This window comes from Corallococcus sp. Z5C101001 (genome assembly GCF_007352635.1).
GTDB classification, from domain to species: domain Bacteria; phylum Myxococcota; class Myxococcia; order Myxococcales; family Myxococcaceae; genus Corallococcus; species Corallococcus silvisoli.
Window position 1 is genome coordinate 198176 of sequence record NZ_VKLU01000010.1, and the last position, 14102, is coordinate 212277.

The following is a 14102-nucleotide window of genomic DNA, read 5'->3' on the forward strand; positions in this document are numbered from 1 at the left end:
GTCACCGTCCTCCGCGCACGCCCGCGACGGGCGCGTTCCAGGATGTGCCGCCCGAGTGGGCCCGGCCATAGCCACCGGACAGCTCCAGCCTCGTGCGGCTCTCGCCGAACTTGAACTGCGCGGCCACCACCGCGCCGTAGAAATAGGTCGTCACCTGCGAGCCGGGATTCACCAGCGCCTGGTGCGCGCTGATGAACGGCACCAGGCCCAGGGACATGCCGTCCTCTGGCTGCACGGTGAACGCGCAGGTGGCCTCCAGGCCGAAGAGGCTGCTGGTGCTGTTCCGGTCGCCCAGGCCGAAGTCCGACGCGCCCCTCAAGGAGAGGGCCGGGGCCAGGCCCACCGTCCGCGAGCCGATGTAATACGACAGCCCCGTGTACATGCCGTAGGCGGGCGCCGGCAGGCCGACGAACTCACCCTGCAGGCCCAGGTGCCAGGACAGCCGCTCGCTCACGGGCACCGTCACGGAGCCGTCCAGGTCGATGCCCCACTGCTCGCTGACGAAGGGCTTCGCGTCGCCCTCGAAGGGGTCCTCCTCCCCGCGCTCCGCGAGCTGCGGGGCGTTGAGGCGGGGGCCCGCGCGCAGGCCCAGCTGGAAGTAGTTCTCACGGGGCATGCCCGGGCCCATGCGCATCACCATGGGCCCGGCGGTGGTGGGGGTGCAGCCCGCGAGTACACCGCACACCGCTGTCGAAACGACTGCTCGGACGCGAACTGGCATCCGGCGCACTCTAGGCGGTGAGGCCGGGGATGCGCACGCCTCGCTCCTTCGCCACGTCGATGGCCTCCGGGTAGCCCGCGTCCGCGTGGCGCAGCACGCCCATGCCCGGGTCGGACGTGAGCACGCGCTCGATGCGGCGCGCGGCCTCGGGCGTGCCGTCCGCGACGATGACCTGGCCCGCGTGCAGCGAGTAGCCCATGCCCACGCCGCCGCCGTGGTGGAACGACACCCACGAGGCGCCGTTCACCGCGTTCACCAGCGCGTTGAGGATGGGCCAGTCCGCCACCGCGTCCGAGCCGTCCTTCATGGCCTCCGTCTCGCGGTTGGGCGACGCCACGCTGCCGCAGTCCAGGTGGTCGCGGCCAATCACGATGGGCGCCTTCACCTCGCCCTTGCGCACCAGCTCGTTGAAGGCGAGCCCCGCCTTCGCGCGCTCGCCGTAGCCCAGCCAGCAGATGCGCGCCGGCAGGCCCTGGAACGCCACGCGCTCCTGGGCCATGTCCAGCCAGCGGTTGAGCGACGCCTTCTGCGGGAACAGCTCGCGCACCGCGCGGTCCGTGCGGCGGATGTCCTCCGGGTCCCCGGACAGGGCCACCCAGCGGAAGGGCCCCAGGCCCTCGCAGAACAGCGGGCGGATGTACGCGGGCACGAAGCCCGGGAACTCGAAGGCGTTCTGCATGCCGCCCACCTTCGCCTGGCCGCGCAGGTTGTTGCCGTAGTCGAACACGTGGCTGCCGGCGGCCTGGAAGTCGTTCATGGCCTGCACGTGCATGATCATCGACTCGCGGGCGCGCTTCACGTAGCCCTCGGGGTCGCGCTTGCGCAGCTCCGCCGCGGCCTCCAGCGACAGGTCCGTGGGGATGTAGCCGTTGAGCGGATCATGCGCGCTCGTCTGATCCGTGACGAGGTCCGGCTTGATGCCGCGCCGGTACAGCTCCCGGAACACCGACGCCGCGTTGCCGATGATGGCGATGGAGCGGCCCACGCGCTTCGCCTGGGCGTCCTTGGCCAGGGCCAGCGCCTCGTCGATGTCCTTCGCCACCACGTCCAGGTAGCGGGTCTCCACGCGGCGCTGCGCGCGGTGCGGATCGATTTCCACGCCCAGGAACACGGCGTTGTTCATGGTCGCGGCCAGGGGCTGCGCGCCGCCCATGCCGCCCAAGCCGCCGGAGAGGACGAGCCGGCCCGCCAGGTCCTCGCTGCCGAAGTGGAAGCGGCCCGCGGCGGCGAAGGTCTCGTAGGTGCCCTGCAGGATGCCCTGCGTGCCGATGTAGATCCACGAGCCGGCCGTCATCTGGCCGTACATCATCAGGCCCTTCTTCTCGAGCTCGTGGAAGTGCTCCCAGTTGGCCCAGTGGCCCACGAGGTTGGAGTTGGCGATGAGCACGCGCGGCGCGTCCGGGTGCGTGCGCAGGATGCCCACGGGCTTGCCGGACTGCACGAGCAGCGTCTCGTCGTCGGTGAGGCTCTGGAGGCTGGAGACGATGCGGTCGAACGAAGGCCAGTCCCGGGCGGCCTTGCCAGTGCCGCCGTAGACGACCAGGTCGCCGGGCTGCTCGGCCACCTCCGGATCGAGGTTGTTCATCAGCATCCGGAGCGCGGCCTCCTGGACCCAGCCCTTGCAGGAGAGCGTGGTGCCGCGAGAGGCGCGGATGATGCGGGACATGCGGAAGGCTCCTGGAAATAGAGGCGCGTGAAAGGGGCGCCCGGGCGGGCACCCTAACCGAACCCCCGGGGCCGCGGGGGGATGCCGTGCAGGCTCGCCTGCCCGGGAGCGGCTGGACGCCCCGCGTCAGCAGTCCTTGCGCGCGTCCACGGAGGCGCTGAGGTGGAACACACCGCTGGTGTCGTTGAACTTGTAGTAGCTGCCTGGGGGTGATGCCGGGAGTGGCGTGCTCCGCCCCTGGCCTGTCGGGGCGACGGAGGCGCGGTAGAGTCCGCTTTCGTAAGAAGAGGTGGGACATGGATCAGGCGCCGCGACAGGGAGAGGACGACGGGGACGGGGCTGGGGATGTCCTGGCGGTGCCCTCGGCCCAGCCGCCGCTGGAGGTCCGGCCGCCGGATGTGGGCCCGGTGAAGACGGTGGCGGGCGGCGTGCCCGCGGTGCTGAGCGCGTTCAAGCATGTGCTGGGCGAAGCGGGCCCGTGGCGCGGCGGGAAGCTGATCTGGAAGATCAACCAGCAGGACGGCTTCGACTGTCCGGGGTGCGCGTGGCCGGATCCGTCGCACCGGTCGGTGCAGGAGTACTGCGAGAACGGCGCGAAGGCGGTGGCGGAGGAGGGGACGCGCGAGCGCGTGACGCCGGAGTTCTTCCGCCAGTGGAGCGTGGCCCGGCTCGCGGAGCAGTCCGACCTGTGGCTGGGCAAGGCGGGGCGGCTGACGCACCCGATGGTGCTGCGGGAGGGCGCCACCCACTACGAGCCCCTGTCATGGGAGGAGGCGTTCGCGCTAGTGGCGGAGGAGCTGAACGCGCTGGGTTCGCCCGACGAGGCGGCGTTCTACACGTCCGGCCGCACCAGCAACGAGGCCGCGTTCCTCTACCAGTTGTTCGTGCGGCAGTTCGGCACCAACAACCTGCCGGACTGCTCCAACATGTGCCACGAGTCCAGCGGCACGGGCCTCACGGAGACGCTGGGGATTGGCAAGGGCTCCGTCACGCTGGAGGACTTCGACCACGCGCAGGCCATCTTCGTCATCGGGCAGAACCCGGGCACCAACCACCCGCGCATGCTGACGGCGCTCCAGGCCGCCGCGCGCCGGGGTTGTGAAATCGTCAGCGTCAACCCGCTGCCGGAGACAGGGCTCAACCGCTTCAAGCACCCGCAGGAGGTGCTGCACCTGTTCGGTCCGGGCACCGCGCTCAACAAGCTGTTCCTCCAGGTGCGCATCAACGGCGACGTCGCGCTGCTCCAGGGGCTGGGCAAGGCGCTGCTGGAGCGCGAGGCGAAGGCGCCGGGCACGGTGGTGGACCGGGCCTTCGTCGAGGGGCGGACGGCGGGCTTCGACGCGTACGCGGCGAACCTGGCCACGGTGTCATGGGACGACGTCGTGGAGCAGAGCGGCGTGCCGCGCGAGCAGCTCGAAGCGGCGGCGGACATCCTGGCGCGCTCCGAGCGCACCATCTTCTGCTGGGCCATGGGGCTCACCCAGCACCGGAACGCGGTGGGCAACGTGCAGGAGGTGGTCAACCTGACGCTCCTGCGCGGCAGCATCGGCAAGGCGGGGGCGGGCGTGTGCCCCGTGCGGGGCCACAGCAACGTGCAGGGCGACCGCACCATGGGCATCTGGGAGCACGCGAAGCCGGAGTTCATGGACGCGCTGGCCCGGGAGTTCGGCTTCGCTCCGCCGCGGCACACCGGCCTGGACACGGTGGGGACGCTCAAGGCCCTGCACGACGGTCAGGTGAAGGTGTTCTTCGCGCTGGGGGGCAACTTCCTGTCCGCCACGCCAGACACGGAGTTCACGGCACGGGCGCTGCGGCGCGCGCGGCTCACGGTACACGTCTCCACCAAGCTCAACCGCGCGCACCTGGTCCACGGCAAGCGCGCGCTCATCCTCCCGTGCCTGGGGCGGACCGAACACGACGTGCAGGCCGCGGGGCGGCAGTTCGTCACGGTGGAGGACTCGATGGGGATGGTGCACGCGTCGCGCGGCGCGGTGGCGCCCGCGTCCGAGCACCTGCTCAGCGAGCCCGTCATCGTGGCCCGGCTGGCGCACGCGGTGATGGGGGCGCGCTCCCAGGTGCCGTGGCTCGCGCTGGTGGAGGACTATGATCGCGTGCGCGAGCTCATCCAGCGCTGCATCCCGGGCTTCGACGACTTCAACCGCCGCGTGCGAGCGCCCGGCGGGTTCGCGCTACCCAACGGCCCTCGCGAGGGTCGCTTCCCGACGCGCGACGGCAAGGCGCACTTCACCGTGCACACGATGCCGCGCATCGCGCTGGAGCCGGGGCAGCTGTTGATGATGACGCTGCGCTCGCATGATCAATACAACACCACCGTGTATGGGCTGGACGACCGCTACCGGGGCATCCGCCAGGGGCGGCGCGTGGTGTTCCTCCATCCGGAGGACGTGAAGGCAAGGGGACTGACGGCCGGGCAGCGGGTGGATCTCACCAGCCACTTCCAGGGGGAGACGCGGGTGGCGCGCGAGTTCCTGGTGGTGCCGTACAACATCCCCCGCCGGTGCGCGGCCACGTACTTCCCCGAGGCGAACGTGCTGGTGCCAGTGGACAGCTTCGCGGAGAAGAGCCGCACGCCCACGTCGAAGTCCGTCGTCATCACCGTTGCGCCGACTCCGGAGGCCGGGGCCCTGGTTCCCGCCACGGCCGCGAGGCCCGGGTGAGTCCGATGTGTCCGCATGCCCTGGGCGCCGGGCCTGGGTCCGCGAGGGCCCGTGCTTGGATGCGCCGCGAGGGGACCGGCCTGCATCGCGCTGGGTCGTGGTTCCGGTTCGCGGGGGCACATGCGTGCAGCCGCCGGAGGGGCGCAGGCCTGCATCGCGCTGGCTCCGGGTTCCGCTTCATGGGGGCACAGGCGTGCGGCCCGCGTGAGGGACAGGGGCTCACGCCGGGGGCGCGCTCCTTGGGCCCGGTGGGCCGCCTCGAGGAGACCCACGCTCGGAGCCATCGCGAGGTTCAGGTAGGCTGGTCGAGGTCCCATGTCGCCGTCGGTTGAAGCCAGCTGGCCGGATTCGCTCCAGGCCCTGCACGCGCGCGTCGCCGCGGCGGCGCCCCTGGAGGCCGTGGCGTCGAGCGCGGACTGGCGCGAGGACTTCGCCCGCTGGGTGCGCGGTGCTTCGCTGGAGGAGCGCACGCGGGCCCAGGCCGCCGCGTGGGAGCGGCTGTCCCCCGGGGAGCGCACCCCGGGCGAGCTGCTGTTCCTCCTCTCCACGTGCAGTGAACTGCTCTGGCCCTACGCGGAGCCGCCCCCGGGCCTGTTGAAGCAGCTGCTCGCGCGGCAGCGCGACGCGGTGAGCGCGCTCCGCGAGGCGGGGGACTCCGAGGGCGCGGATCGCATCCAGCGTGAGACGGACGCGGCCCTGTCCACCGTGCTCACGCGCTACCTGAAGCGCCACCCGGACGCGCTGTCGGCGCTGGTGCGCGGCGTGCCGTGCACCTTCGACGGCCGCGCGCTGCGCTTCCAGGACGCGGTGGAGGTGGACCTCAAGCAGGTGCTGGGCGCGGGGCCGAAGTCAGTGGGGCTCCTGGAGCAGCTGCGCGCGCTCCTGCCGGACACGCGCGAGGAGGGGCGCGACCGGCTCTCCGAGTTCATCCGCACCCGCGCCGCCCGCGTCCCGTGGCGAGAGGCGAGCGAGGTGCTGGGCGAGCGGCTCTTCGCGCTGGCCACGTCGCCGGACGGACGCAGCGGCATGCGCGGCTTCCTCGCGTGCTACCCCAACGGGCGCAAGGAGCCGGACTGGTGCTCGCGCGCGGGGCTCCTCCTGGCGCGCACCGTGGAAGTGGGGGGACCGCCCGCGGTGGTGGAGAACCTCTGCGACCTGCTCACGCTCTTCGACGCGCCTCCGGTGGACGGACTGCGCGGGGCGCTGGGCGCGCTCGTGCAGAGCGACTTCGAGACGGCGGCGGACCTGGGCCACGCGCGCTTCGTGCTGGACCACTGCCACGGCACGATGCGCAAGAACGAGCCCGCGCTGGCGCTCGCGCTGCTGTGGCTGGAGGAGCGGCTGTTCCGCGCGTCCGTGCGGAGGGGCGTGCCGGAGGCCTTCGAGCGGCGCACCCGCGCCCGCGCGAAGCTGGCGGCGCTGCCCGGCTTCACGCACCTGGTGTGGCTGGCGGAGGAGTGCGCGGAGATGTGGCCGCGCTTCCGCACGGCCGCGCGTCCTGGCCTGGACGGACTGGTGGCGTGGCGGGCGGAGGTGGCTCAGCGCATGGGCAAGAAGCCCGTGCTGCGCAAGGCGGCCATCGAGTTCCTGCTGTGGTGCGCGCCGGACGAGGCCTCCTCGGAGGCGGAGCTGGCGACGCTGGCCCTGGTGCGCACCGCCACGGACCGGCGGCTGGTGCGCCGCATGCTGGAGCACCCGTCGCCTCGGGCCCGCTTCCGCGCCCGCGCGCTCCAGTCCTGGCTCCAGGCCGGGGCAGGGCAGGGGAAGTCCCCCGCGCCGGTGGAGGCCACGGAGCCCGCGACGCTGACCGCCTCCCTCCGCCACCTGCACGCGACGCGCGCGGTGCCCGTGGGCGGCCGCACGTGGTTGCGCGACCGCGACCTGGAGGACCTGCTCGTGGGCGCGGTGGGCCGCGTGGAAGCGGAGGCCGCCCAGCGCCACCCGGAGCGCTTCCGCGAGGAGTGTTCGGAGCTGGTCGCGGGCCTGCTGGAAGGCCTGCGCTCGGAGTTGGAGCGCGTGCGGGTGGACCTGGAATCGCTGCTGGGCCCGGGGAGGTCCCCGCCGCTGTCCCTGGCGATGGCCGTCCGCCGCCAGCCCTCGCCGCCCCGCGAGGGGGCCGCGGAGGTGGCCATCGTCGTGTCGGTGGAGCGCGAGGGCTTCGTGCGCACCCGGCGCGTCGTCCGCGTGCCAGTGGCGAAGCTGGAGCAGCGCGGGGAGGGCCAGTGGCTGCCCGGCTTCCGTCTGGGCCGCGAGCGCCTGGACGCGCTGCTCGCGCACACCGAGGCCGCGTTCTGCCTCTTCCTGGTGCCCGCCTTCGTGCGCTCCGAGTGCTGGGTGGTGCCCGCGCGGCTGGCGCGGGCCTTGATGGACACGCAGGGCGCCTTGTCTGGCGTGCCCCGCGAGGCGGTGCAGGGCGCGTCCCGGTCCCTGGCGCAGTGGCTGGTGTACGACGTGCTGGGCCTCTGGGTGGGTGACGAGCGCCCCGACGTGGTGACGGCCGCCTGTGAAGGGGACTCCGCCGCGGAGTTCGTGGTGGACCTCACGGTGCGCTGACCCGCGGAAATGGCCCGGGGAATTGCTCGGGAATATCTGGAAGCCCCGGCGTAAAGGCGGATGAGGGGTGCGGGAACACGTCCGGGGCGGGGGCTCTGGAGCCAGATCCATCCGTCCGCTGACGGGATGCATGCCTCCACGCGCGCCGCGCGCCGTGTCTCCAGGGAAGCGAGAGGCATCCATCATGAAGACTCCATTGCGCGCCGCATGGGCGCTGCTGGGCCTTGCCGTGACCGTCGGGCTGGGGGGCTGCGGTGAGGGCGCTGGGATGAACGCCGAGCACCGGCTCCTCTCGCCGTCCAGCGAGCCCGTCCTCGCGCAGCAGTCGTCGGCCCTGTCGGACACGCTGGAGCAGTACGCGGCCAGGTGCGACGCGGCCATCGGCGCCACGGTGCCAGACTTCAACTGCGATCTGGGCACGCTCGTCCCCACGACGAACCACGTCAACGGCAAGTGTGACCGGCCCAACCGGCTCAACCAGGAGTGTGATCCGGGCAGCCGCTTCCAGGTGCTGGTGGACACGGCGGACGTGGCCATCGTCGCGCACTGCCGCAAGCAAGGGCAGGCGACGAACTACTACGGCGACATCGCCGTCATCCAGACCCAGAAGAAGACCGGCGCCACCTGCTTCTACCAGGCGCTGGGCACGCTCTACGGCGCGGCCGTGAAGGCGCCCTCGAAGGGCACGGGGGGGTGGAACTGGCTGACGCCCACCCAGACCGCGGGCATCCGCTGCGTGCGCTGCCATGACAACGGCCCCTTCGTCCGCTCGCCGTACCTGACGCAGCTCACCGGCGTGAACAAGCTGCCGGGCGCGGGGGACTATGGCGCCAACCGCGACCAGCCCTATCGCTTCATCGGCGCGGACTTCGCGTCGTGGAAGGCCTTCAAGGTGGAGGTCGCCGGCAATGCCTGTCTGGGCTGCCACCGCATGGGCACCAGCAACCAGTTCGGCGACGACGATGGCGTGGCGTTGGACCTGGGCATCCGCGCGACCGCGACGTCGGAGGTGGCGAAGAACCCGCACTCGCCCGCTTCACCCATCTGGATGACGCCGGGCTCCACGTACTACGACGCCGCCAACGCCAGCTCCGCCGCGGCCATCCGCGCCTGTGCGCTGCGCCGCACCGAGGTGCCGCTGCCCGACACCTCCGCCTGCCGCATCACCCAGTACACGGACGTGGGCGTGCCCAACCTCCCGGGCACCTTCACCGCGGTGTGGGAGCCGAGCACGCAGTCGGAGATCCAGGTCTACGCCCGCACGTACGCGGACTACCGCGAGAAGTATGATCAGCTCTGGCCGCAGGGCTGGCGCCTGCACACGCTGCAGCCCTACGTGGTGGGCACGCAGGTGCTCTACAACGCCGTGTGGCGCCCGAGCACGGAGAGCGAGATCCAGCTCTACGGCGCCACGTTCGCGACCTACAAGGCGAAGTACGACGAGCTGTGGCCGCAGGGCTGGCGTCTGAAGTTGCTCCAGCCCTACGTGGTGAGCGGGCAGACGTATTACACGGCCGTGTGGCGCCCGAGCACGGAGGGCGAACTCCAGACGTACGGCGCCACGTATGCCTCATACCGCGCGACGTATGACTCGCTCTGGCCGCAAGGCTGGCGCCTGAAGCTGATCCAGCCCTACGTGGTGAATGGGCAGACGTATTACACGGCCGTGTGGCGCCCGAGCACGGAGGGCGAAATCCAGACATACGGCGCCACGTATGCGTCGTACCGCGCGACGTATGACTCGCTCTGGCCGCAGGGCTGGCGCCTGAAGATGCTGGAGCCGTACGTGGTCAACGGCCAGGTCTTCTACACGGCGGTCTTCAAGCCGGGCACCACGGGTGAGACCCAGTGGTACGACGCCAGCTACAGCAGCTACCGCGGCCGCTACGACGAGCTGTGGCCGCAGGGTTGGCGCCTGAAGATCCTGCGCGCCTACTGAGCGCTGTCGCGACGCACCGTGCCCCGGTCCATGAACCTGTCGAACGAGGAGTCCGCCGTGTCACGTTTCCACTGCGAGGTGAAGGCGGAGCGCAAGGGCGCGCGCGCGCGGGTTCAGGAGGAGCGTCCGGGGACCCTCGTGGACGGGGTGCGGTGGCGTCAGTCGCGGGCACAGGCGCGAACCGGCTCCAGCCTGGGCTACCTGCCGCCGCGTCGGGGTCCGCGCGACGACGCCCCCACCGAGGTCGTCGTGGAGCCGGTGGAGGGGGATGGACTGTCGCCCGCGGGACTCCATCCGGGGGGCCCGCGGTCGCCGACGGAGCCGGGGGCGCTCGCGGAGCATGACGCGTCGCTTTCGGGTTCGCGGACGGGCCCGGAGGTGGAGCACGGCGAGGTGCGTTCGGGAAAGCCAACAGGGGCGGAGCCGGCGGCACGCCCAGAGCGCGCGGGGACCCTCCTGTCGCCACGGAAGGACGCGCTGCCGGAGTGGACGGCGTTCGGGGAGCTGGTGGCCACGTCCGCCGCGGCGCGGGCCAGCTTCGAGCGCATGGCGTGCGCCGCGGCCAGCAACGCCACGGTGCTGTTGGAAGGGGAGACGGGCACGGGGAAGAGCCGCGCCGCGCTCGCCATCCACGGCGAGGGCGCGCGCGCGAGGGCGCCCTTCCTCGTCGTGGACTGCGGCGCGCTCCCGGCCAACCTCCTGGAGAGCGAGCTGTTTGGCCACGAGAAGGGGGCCTTCACCGGTGCCATCCAGCGGCGCGTGGGGGCGTTCGAGGAGGCCGACGGCGGCACCATCTTCCTGGATGAGATTGGGGAGCTGCCCGCGGAGCTGCAACCCAAGCTGTTGCGCGTGCTGGAGAACCGGGAGATCCGCCGGCTGGGCTCCAACACCTATCAGGCGGTCAACGTGCGCGTCATCGCCGCCACGCACCGCGACCTGCGCGCGGAGGTGCGGGAGGGCCGCTTCCGCGCGGACCTCTACTTCCGCCTCGCCGTGGTGGGCATCCCCATTCCCTCCCTGCGGGAGCGGCCGGAGGACATCCCGCTCATCGTCGAGAGCATCCTCGCGGGGCTGGGCGCCACGCCCGAGCAGATGGCGACGCTGACGGCGCCGGACTTCCTCACCCGGCTCCAGCACGCCGCGTGGCCAGGCAATGTGCGTGAGCTGCGCAACCATCTGGAGCGCTGCCTCGTCTTCCAGAGTGCGCTGCCGCCTCCGGCCCCCGACGCGGGGTCCCTGTCGCCGCCGGTCCCCCGCGCCGTCGACGCCTCGCTGACGTACGCGGAGTCCCGTCGCCGGGCGCTGGAGGCCTTCGAGCGCGACTACATCGAAGCGCTCCTCAGGCTGCACGGAGGCAAGGTCTCCCAGGCCGCCGCGGCGGCGGACATGGACCGCGTCTATCTTTACCGGCTCCTGCGCCGCCACGGGCTCAAGAGCTGAGGTCTGGTTCGCGCCGGGCGGGTGGAGGCGAGGAGCAACGGCACCACCTGCCAGTATCGCGGCGTTCCCTACACCTGGGGTTTCGCGATCCGCTGAGCCGATTTTTCGCGCGTGGGGAGCGGACAGGTGGCGGAGAATCCCCCTCATGTCCGCTCCCATCTTCGACCTGCACTCGCTCCCGGCGATGCCCGCCGCGCTCCTGCGCGCGGCACTTCCTTTCGGGAAGACCCGGGGCACGACCCTTCCGGCCATGACCCTGCGGGCGCACGGCTGCCGTGCGTCCCCCGTGCTGCTGGAGCGCTACCGCGCCGCGTGCGGCTTCGACGCCGACGGCTTCCTGCCGCTGACCTACCCCCAGGTGCTCGTGACGCCGCTGCACCTGGGCCTGCTGGGCCTGCCCGACTTCCCGTACTCGGTGCTGGGCACGGTTCACGTGCGCAACCGCATCCAGCAGCACCGCCGCCTGCCGGACACCGCCGCGCTCACCGTGTCCTGCCGCTTCGACGGTCTGCGCGAGGTGCCCGCGGGCCAGGAGTTCGACCTCCTGACGCGCGTGGAGGCGGAGGACTCCGGGGAGCTCTTGTGGCAGGCCGTCAGCACCCTGCTGCGCCGTCACGCCGTGAAGAAGGACGCGGAGGCCCCGCGCAAGGCGCCTCCGCCCGTCGACGCGCGCTTCGCCTCCAGCCGGCCCGCCCCCTGGGCGATTCCCGCCGACACCGGGCGCCGCTACGCGCGGGCCTCCGGCGACTACAACCCCATCCACCTCACCGGCCTCAGCGCGAAGCCCTTTGGCTTTCCTCGCGCCATCGCGCACGGCATGTGGACGCTCGCGCGCTGCGTGGCGGAGCTGGGCGAGGTGGCCCACGCGGACGCGCTGGCCCTGGAGTGTGAGTTCAAGAAGCCCCTCTTCCTTCCATCCCGCGTGACGTTCCAGACGGCTCGCGAGTCCGCGGGCGTGGCGTTCCGGGTGATGTCGGAGGACGGGAAGCCGCACCTGATGGGGCGGCTGGGCTGAGGCGCGGGCGACACGCCGGCGGGCCGGAGGGCGGCCCGCCAGGCGTGTCAGTCACTCAGCTCCGGCAGGTCCGGCAGGCTGTCTGGATCCAGCTTCATCAGGGCGCACAGCCGGCTCAGCGTGGGGATGGTGGGGACCATCACCCCTCGCTCGACGCGGGCGAGGACCTCCACGCCCAGTTCCAGATGCTCGGCGACTTCCTCCATGGAGAGCCCCGCTTGTTGCCGCGCTGCCTTCAGCGCCGCGCCAAGCGCTTCGGCCCGCTCTCTCCGACTCTGTGTCATTCCCCGAGCATGGCGCCATCCGGCCCTCGCGTCACTTGAATCCCACACGCACCCCTCATGGACGGTGGGCCCCCCAGGGGGCGGATCCCTCCAGGCGTGAAGTCCCCAACAGCTCGCCACCCCCAGGCCCGGTCCCCGCCGCGGCCCCATTCCCGCGCGGGCTCCCGACGCGTGGAAGGCTCCGGCCTACCCTGGAGGGTGGGGCGGAATGGGGGTGGCCGCGCGTCCCGGGCATGCGCACGCTGCCTGCTAAGGGGGCCTTGCGCATTGGCGCCGGGCGGGGCCTGTGTTAGGCCGCCGCTCCCTGTCGTCCATCTTTGGGACCCCAATCGAGGAGAAGTGAATGACCCGTCGTCACGTGCGAGTCGTCGGCGCGATGCTCCAGAACGAGATGGGTCACTACCTCATCACCCAGCGTCCCCCCACCGCGTCGCTCCCCTTGATGTGGGAGTTCCCTGGCGGTCGCGTGGAGGAGGGGGAGCACGACGCGGTGGCGCTCGCCCGGGAGCTCCAGGAGGAGATGGGGGTTCAGATCGAGGTGCTCGAGCAGGTGATGCACACCCATCACGAGTACCCGACCTATGACATCGACTTCCGGGTGTTCCGCTGCCGCCTGAGCCGGCCGGAGGCGGAGATCCACCACCTGCGCGTGCACGACCACCGCTGGGTGTCCTTGGAGGAAATGGGGCAGTACCGCTTCCCCGACGCGGACGCCAAGACGCTGGCCCGGTTGCTGGACCTGGACCACTGACCGTGCGCCCGTCTTCGCGCCTGCTCGCCGTCGCGGGCCTCCTCCTGTCCGCCGCCTGTTCCAGCGCCCGCCCCACGCCCACCGCCGCCAACGCGCCGGACGCCGGGATGCTCCAGGTGCCCGCCCTGGGGATGGAGGGCTGCGTGCTCTACGCGGAGGGGCGCAAGACGGGCACCGTGCCCCGGCAGGTGCCCGAGCTGTCGGGGCTGGCCGCGAGCCAGCTCCACCCGGGCATCTTCTGGGCTCACAACGACTCCAACAACGCGTTCGCGCTGTTCGCCCTGGATGAGACCGGCGCGGTGAAGGCCACGCTGACGCTCACTGGCGCGGATCCGCGCGACATCGAGGACGTGGCGGTGGGCCCGTGCGCGCCGGGGGACAAGACCCCCTGCGTCTACCTGGCGGACACCGGCGACAACTTCGAGCGGCGCAAGGAAGTGCGCCTGTTCCGCGTGGCGGAGCCCCAGACCCTCGTGGATGCCACGCTCCCGGTGGAGACGCTTGCCTTCACGTACGCGGACGGCGCGCACGACGCGGAGTCGCTCATCATCGACGAGCGCTCCGGCCGCATCGCCATCCTGACGAAGACGCGCGCCTCGCTGGGCGACCTCTACGCGGTGGAGGGCCTGAAGCCAGGCGCGACGGGCACGGCCACCAGGTTGGGCACCTTGCGCGTGCCCGACGACGTGGACCGCCTGGCCACCGCCGCCGCGCTGCACCCCTCGGGCGAGCGCTTGCTGGTGCGCACGTACACCCGAGTCTGGGAGCTGCGCCGCCCGGGCGCGAAGCGGCTGGAGGACTTCATCCAGGCGCAGGTGGTGGAGGTCCCCGGCGCGAGCCAGGCCCAGGCGGAGGCCGTCACCTTTCTCCAGGACGGCCGCGGCTATCTGCTGGGCAGTGAGTTCACAGGGGAGCCCCTGGTGCGCGTGGACTGCCGCTGAGTGGACAGTCCGGCACGCCTTCGTCGTCGCCCTGTCACGCCCTGCGGTTGACGGCTTGGCGGGGGTGACCATCTTTGGCCGGCTGAGGGAACCGTCACACGACATGGTGTCGGT

At 71.9% G+C, this 14102-nt stretch carries 10 protein-coding genes; 7 read left to right on the plus strand and 3 right to left on the minus strand.

Annotation, left to right across the window (positions count from 1 at the left end; genetic code table 11):
* Position 1: 1 nt before the first annotated feature.
* Entirely contained in the window at positions 2-721 is a 720-nt protein-coding gene (locus tag FOF48_RS23205; RefSeq protein WP_143904955.1) for a hypothetical protein, read from the minus strand.
* A 10-nt stretch (positions 722-731) separates the two neighbouring features.
* A complete protein-coding gene (gene hutU, locus FOF48_RS23210; protein WP_143904956.1) occupies positions 732-2387 on the minus strand; it encodes a urocanate hydratase in 1656 nt (551 codons plus the stop codon).
* Positions 2388-2683: 296 nt separating this feature from the next.
* Here hutU and FOF48_RS23215 point away from each other — a divergent pair, with 296 nt between their 5' ends.
* The 5 genes from FOF48_RS23215 (at position 2684) to FOF48_RS23240 (ending at position 12012) form a co-directional block, all read left to right on the plus strand.
* A complete protein-coding gene (locus FOF48_RS23215) occupies positions 2684-5065 on the plus strand; it encodes an FdhF/YdeP family oxidoreductase (RefSeq protein WP_186002041.1) in 2382 nt (793 codons plus the stop codon).
* A 315-nt stretch (positions 5066-5380) separates the two neighbouring features.
* Complete coding sequence (locus FOF48_RS23220) at positions 5381-7618, plus strand: hypothetical protein (protein WP_143904957.1); 2238 nt, start codon at positions 5381-5383, stop codon at positions 7616-7618.
* A 184-nt stretch (positions 7619-7802) separates the two neighbouring features.
* Complete coding sequence (locus FOF48_RS23225; RefSeq protein ID WP_143904958.1) at positions 7803-9557, plus strand: hypothetical protein; 1755 nt, start codon at positions 7803-7805, stop codon at positions 9555-9557.
* Between the two features lie 57 nt (positions 9558-9614).
* Positions 9615-10997, plus strand: coding sequence for a sigma-54-dependent Fis family transcriptional regulator (locus FOF48_RS23235; protein ID WP_255442564.1), 1383 nt, complete (start codon positions 9615-9617; stop codon positions 10995-10997).
* 145 nt (positions 10998-11142) lie between these two features.
* Positions 11143-12012: a MaoC family dehydratase gene (locus tag FOF48_RS23240; protein ID WP_143904959.1), complete on the plus strand. Its 870-nt coding sequence runs from the start codon at positions 11143-11145 to the stop codon at positions 12010-12012.
* Positions 12013-12059: 47 nt separating this feature from the next.
* On the opposite strand, the gene FOF48_RS37785 is transcribed toward FOF48_RS23240, so the two are convergent.
* Positions 12060-12446, minus strand: coding sequence for a multiprotein-bridging factor 1 family protein (locus FOF48_RS37785; RefSeq protein ID WP_370456602.1), 387 nt, complete (start codon positions 12444-12446; stop codon positions 12060-12062).
* Between the two features lie 193 nt (positions 12447-12639).
* Here FOF48_RS37785 and FOF48_RS23250 point away from each other — a divergent pair, with 193 nt between their 5' ends.
* Together FOF48_RS23250 and FOF48_RS23255 are read left to right on the plus strand one after the other, a co-directional pair.
* Positions 12640-13047 carry a (deoxy)nucleoside triphosphate pyrophosphohydrolase gene (locus FOF48_RS23250; RefSeq protein ID WP_143904960.1) on the plus strand — a complete coding sequence of 136 codons (408 nt, stop codon included), beginning with the start codon at positions 12640-12642 and terminating at the stop codon, positions 13045-13047.
* 2 nt (positions 13048-13049) lie between these two features.
* Complete coding sequence (locus FOF48_RS23255; RefSeq protein ID WP_143904961.1) at positions 13050-13988, plus strand: hypothetical protein; 939 nt, start codon at positions 13050-13052, stop codon at positions 13986-13988.
* Positions 13989-14102 lie beyond the last annotated feature (114 nt).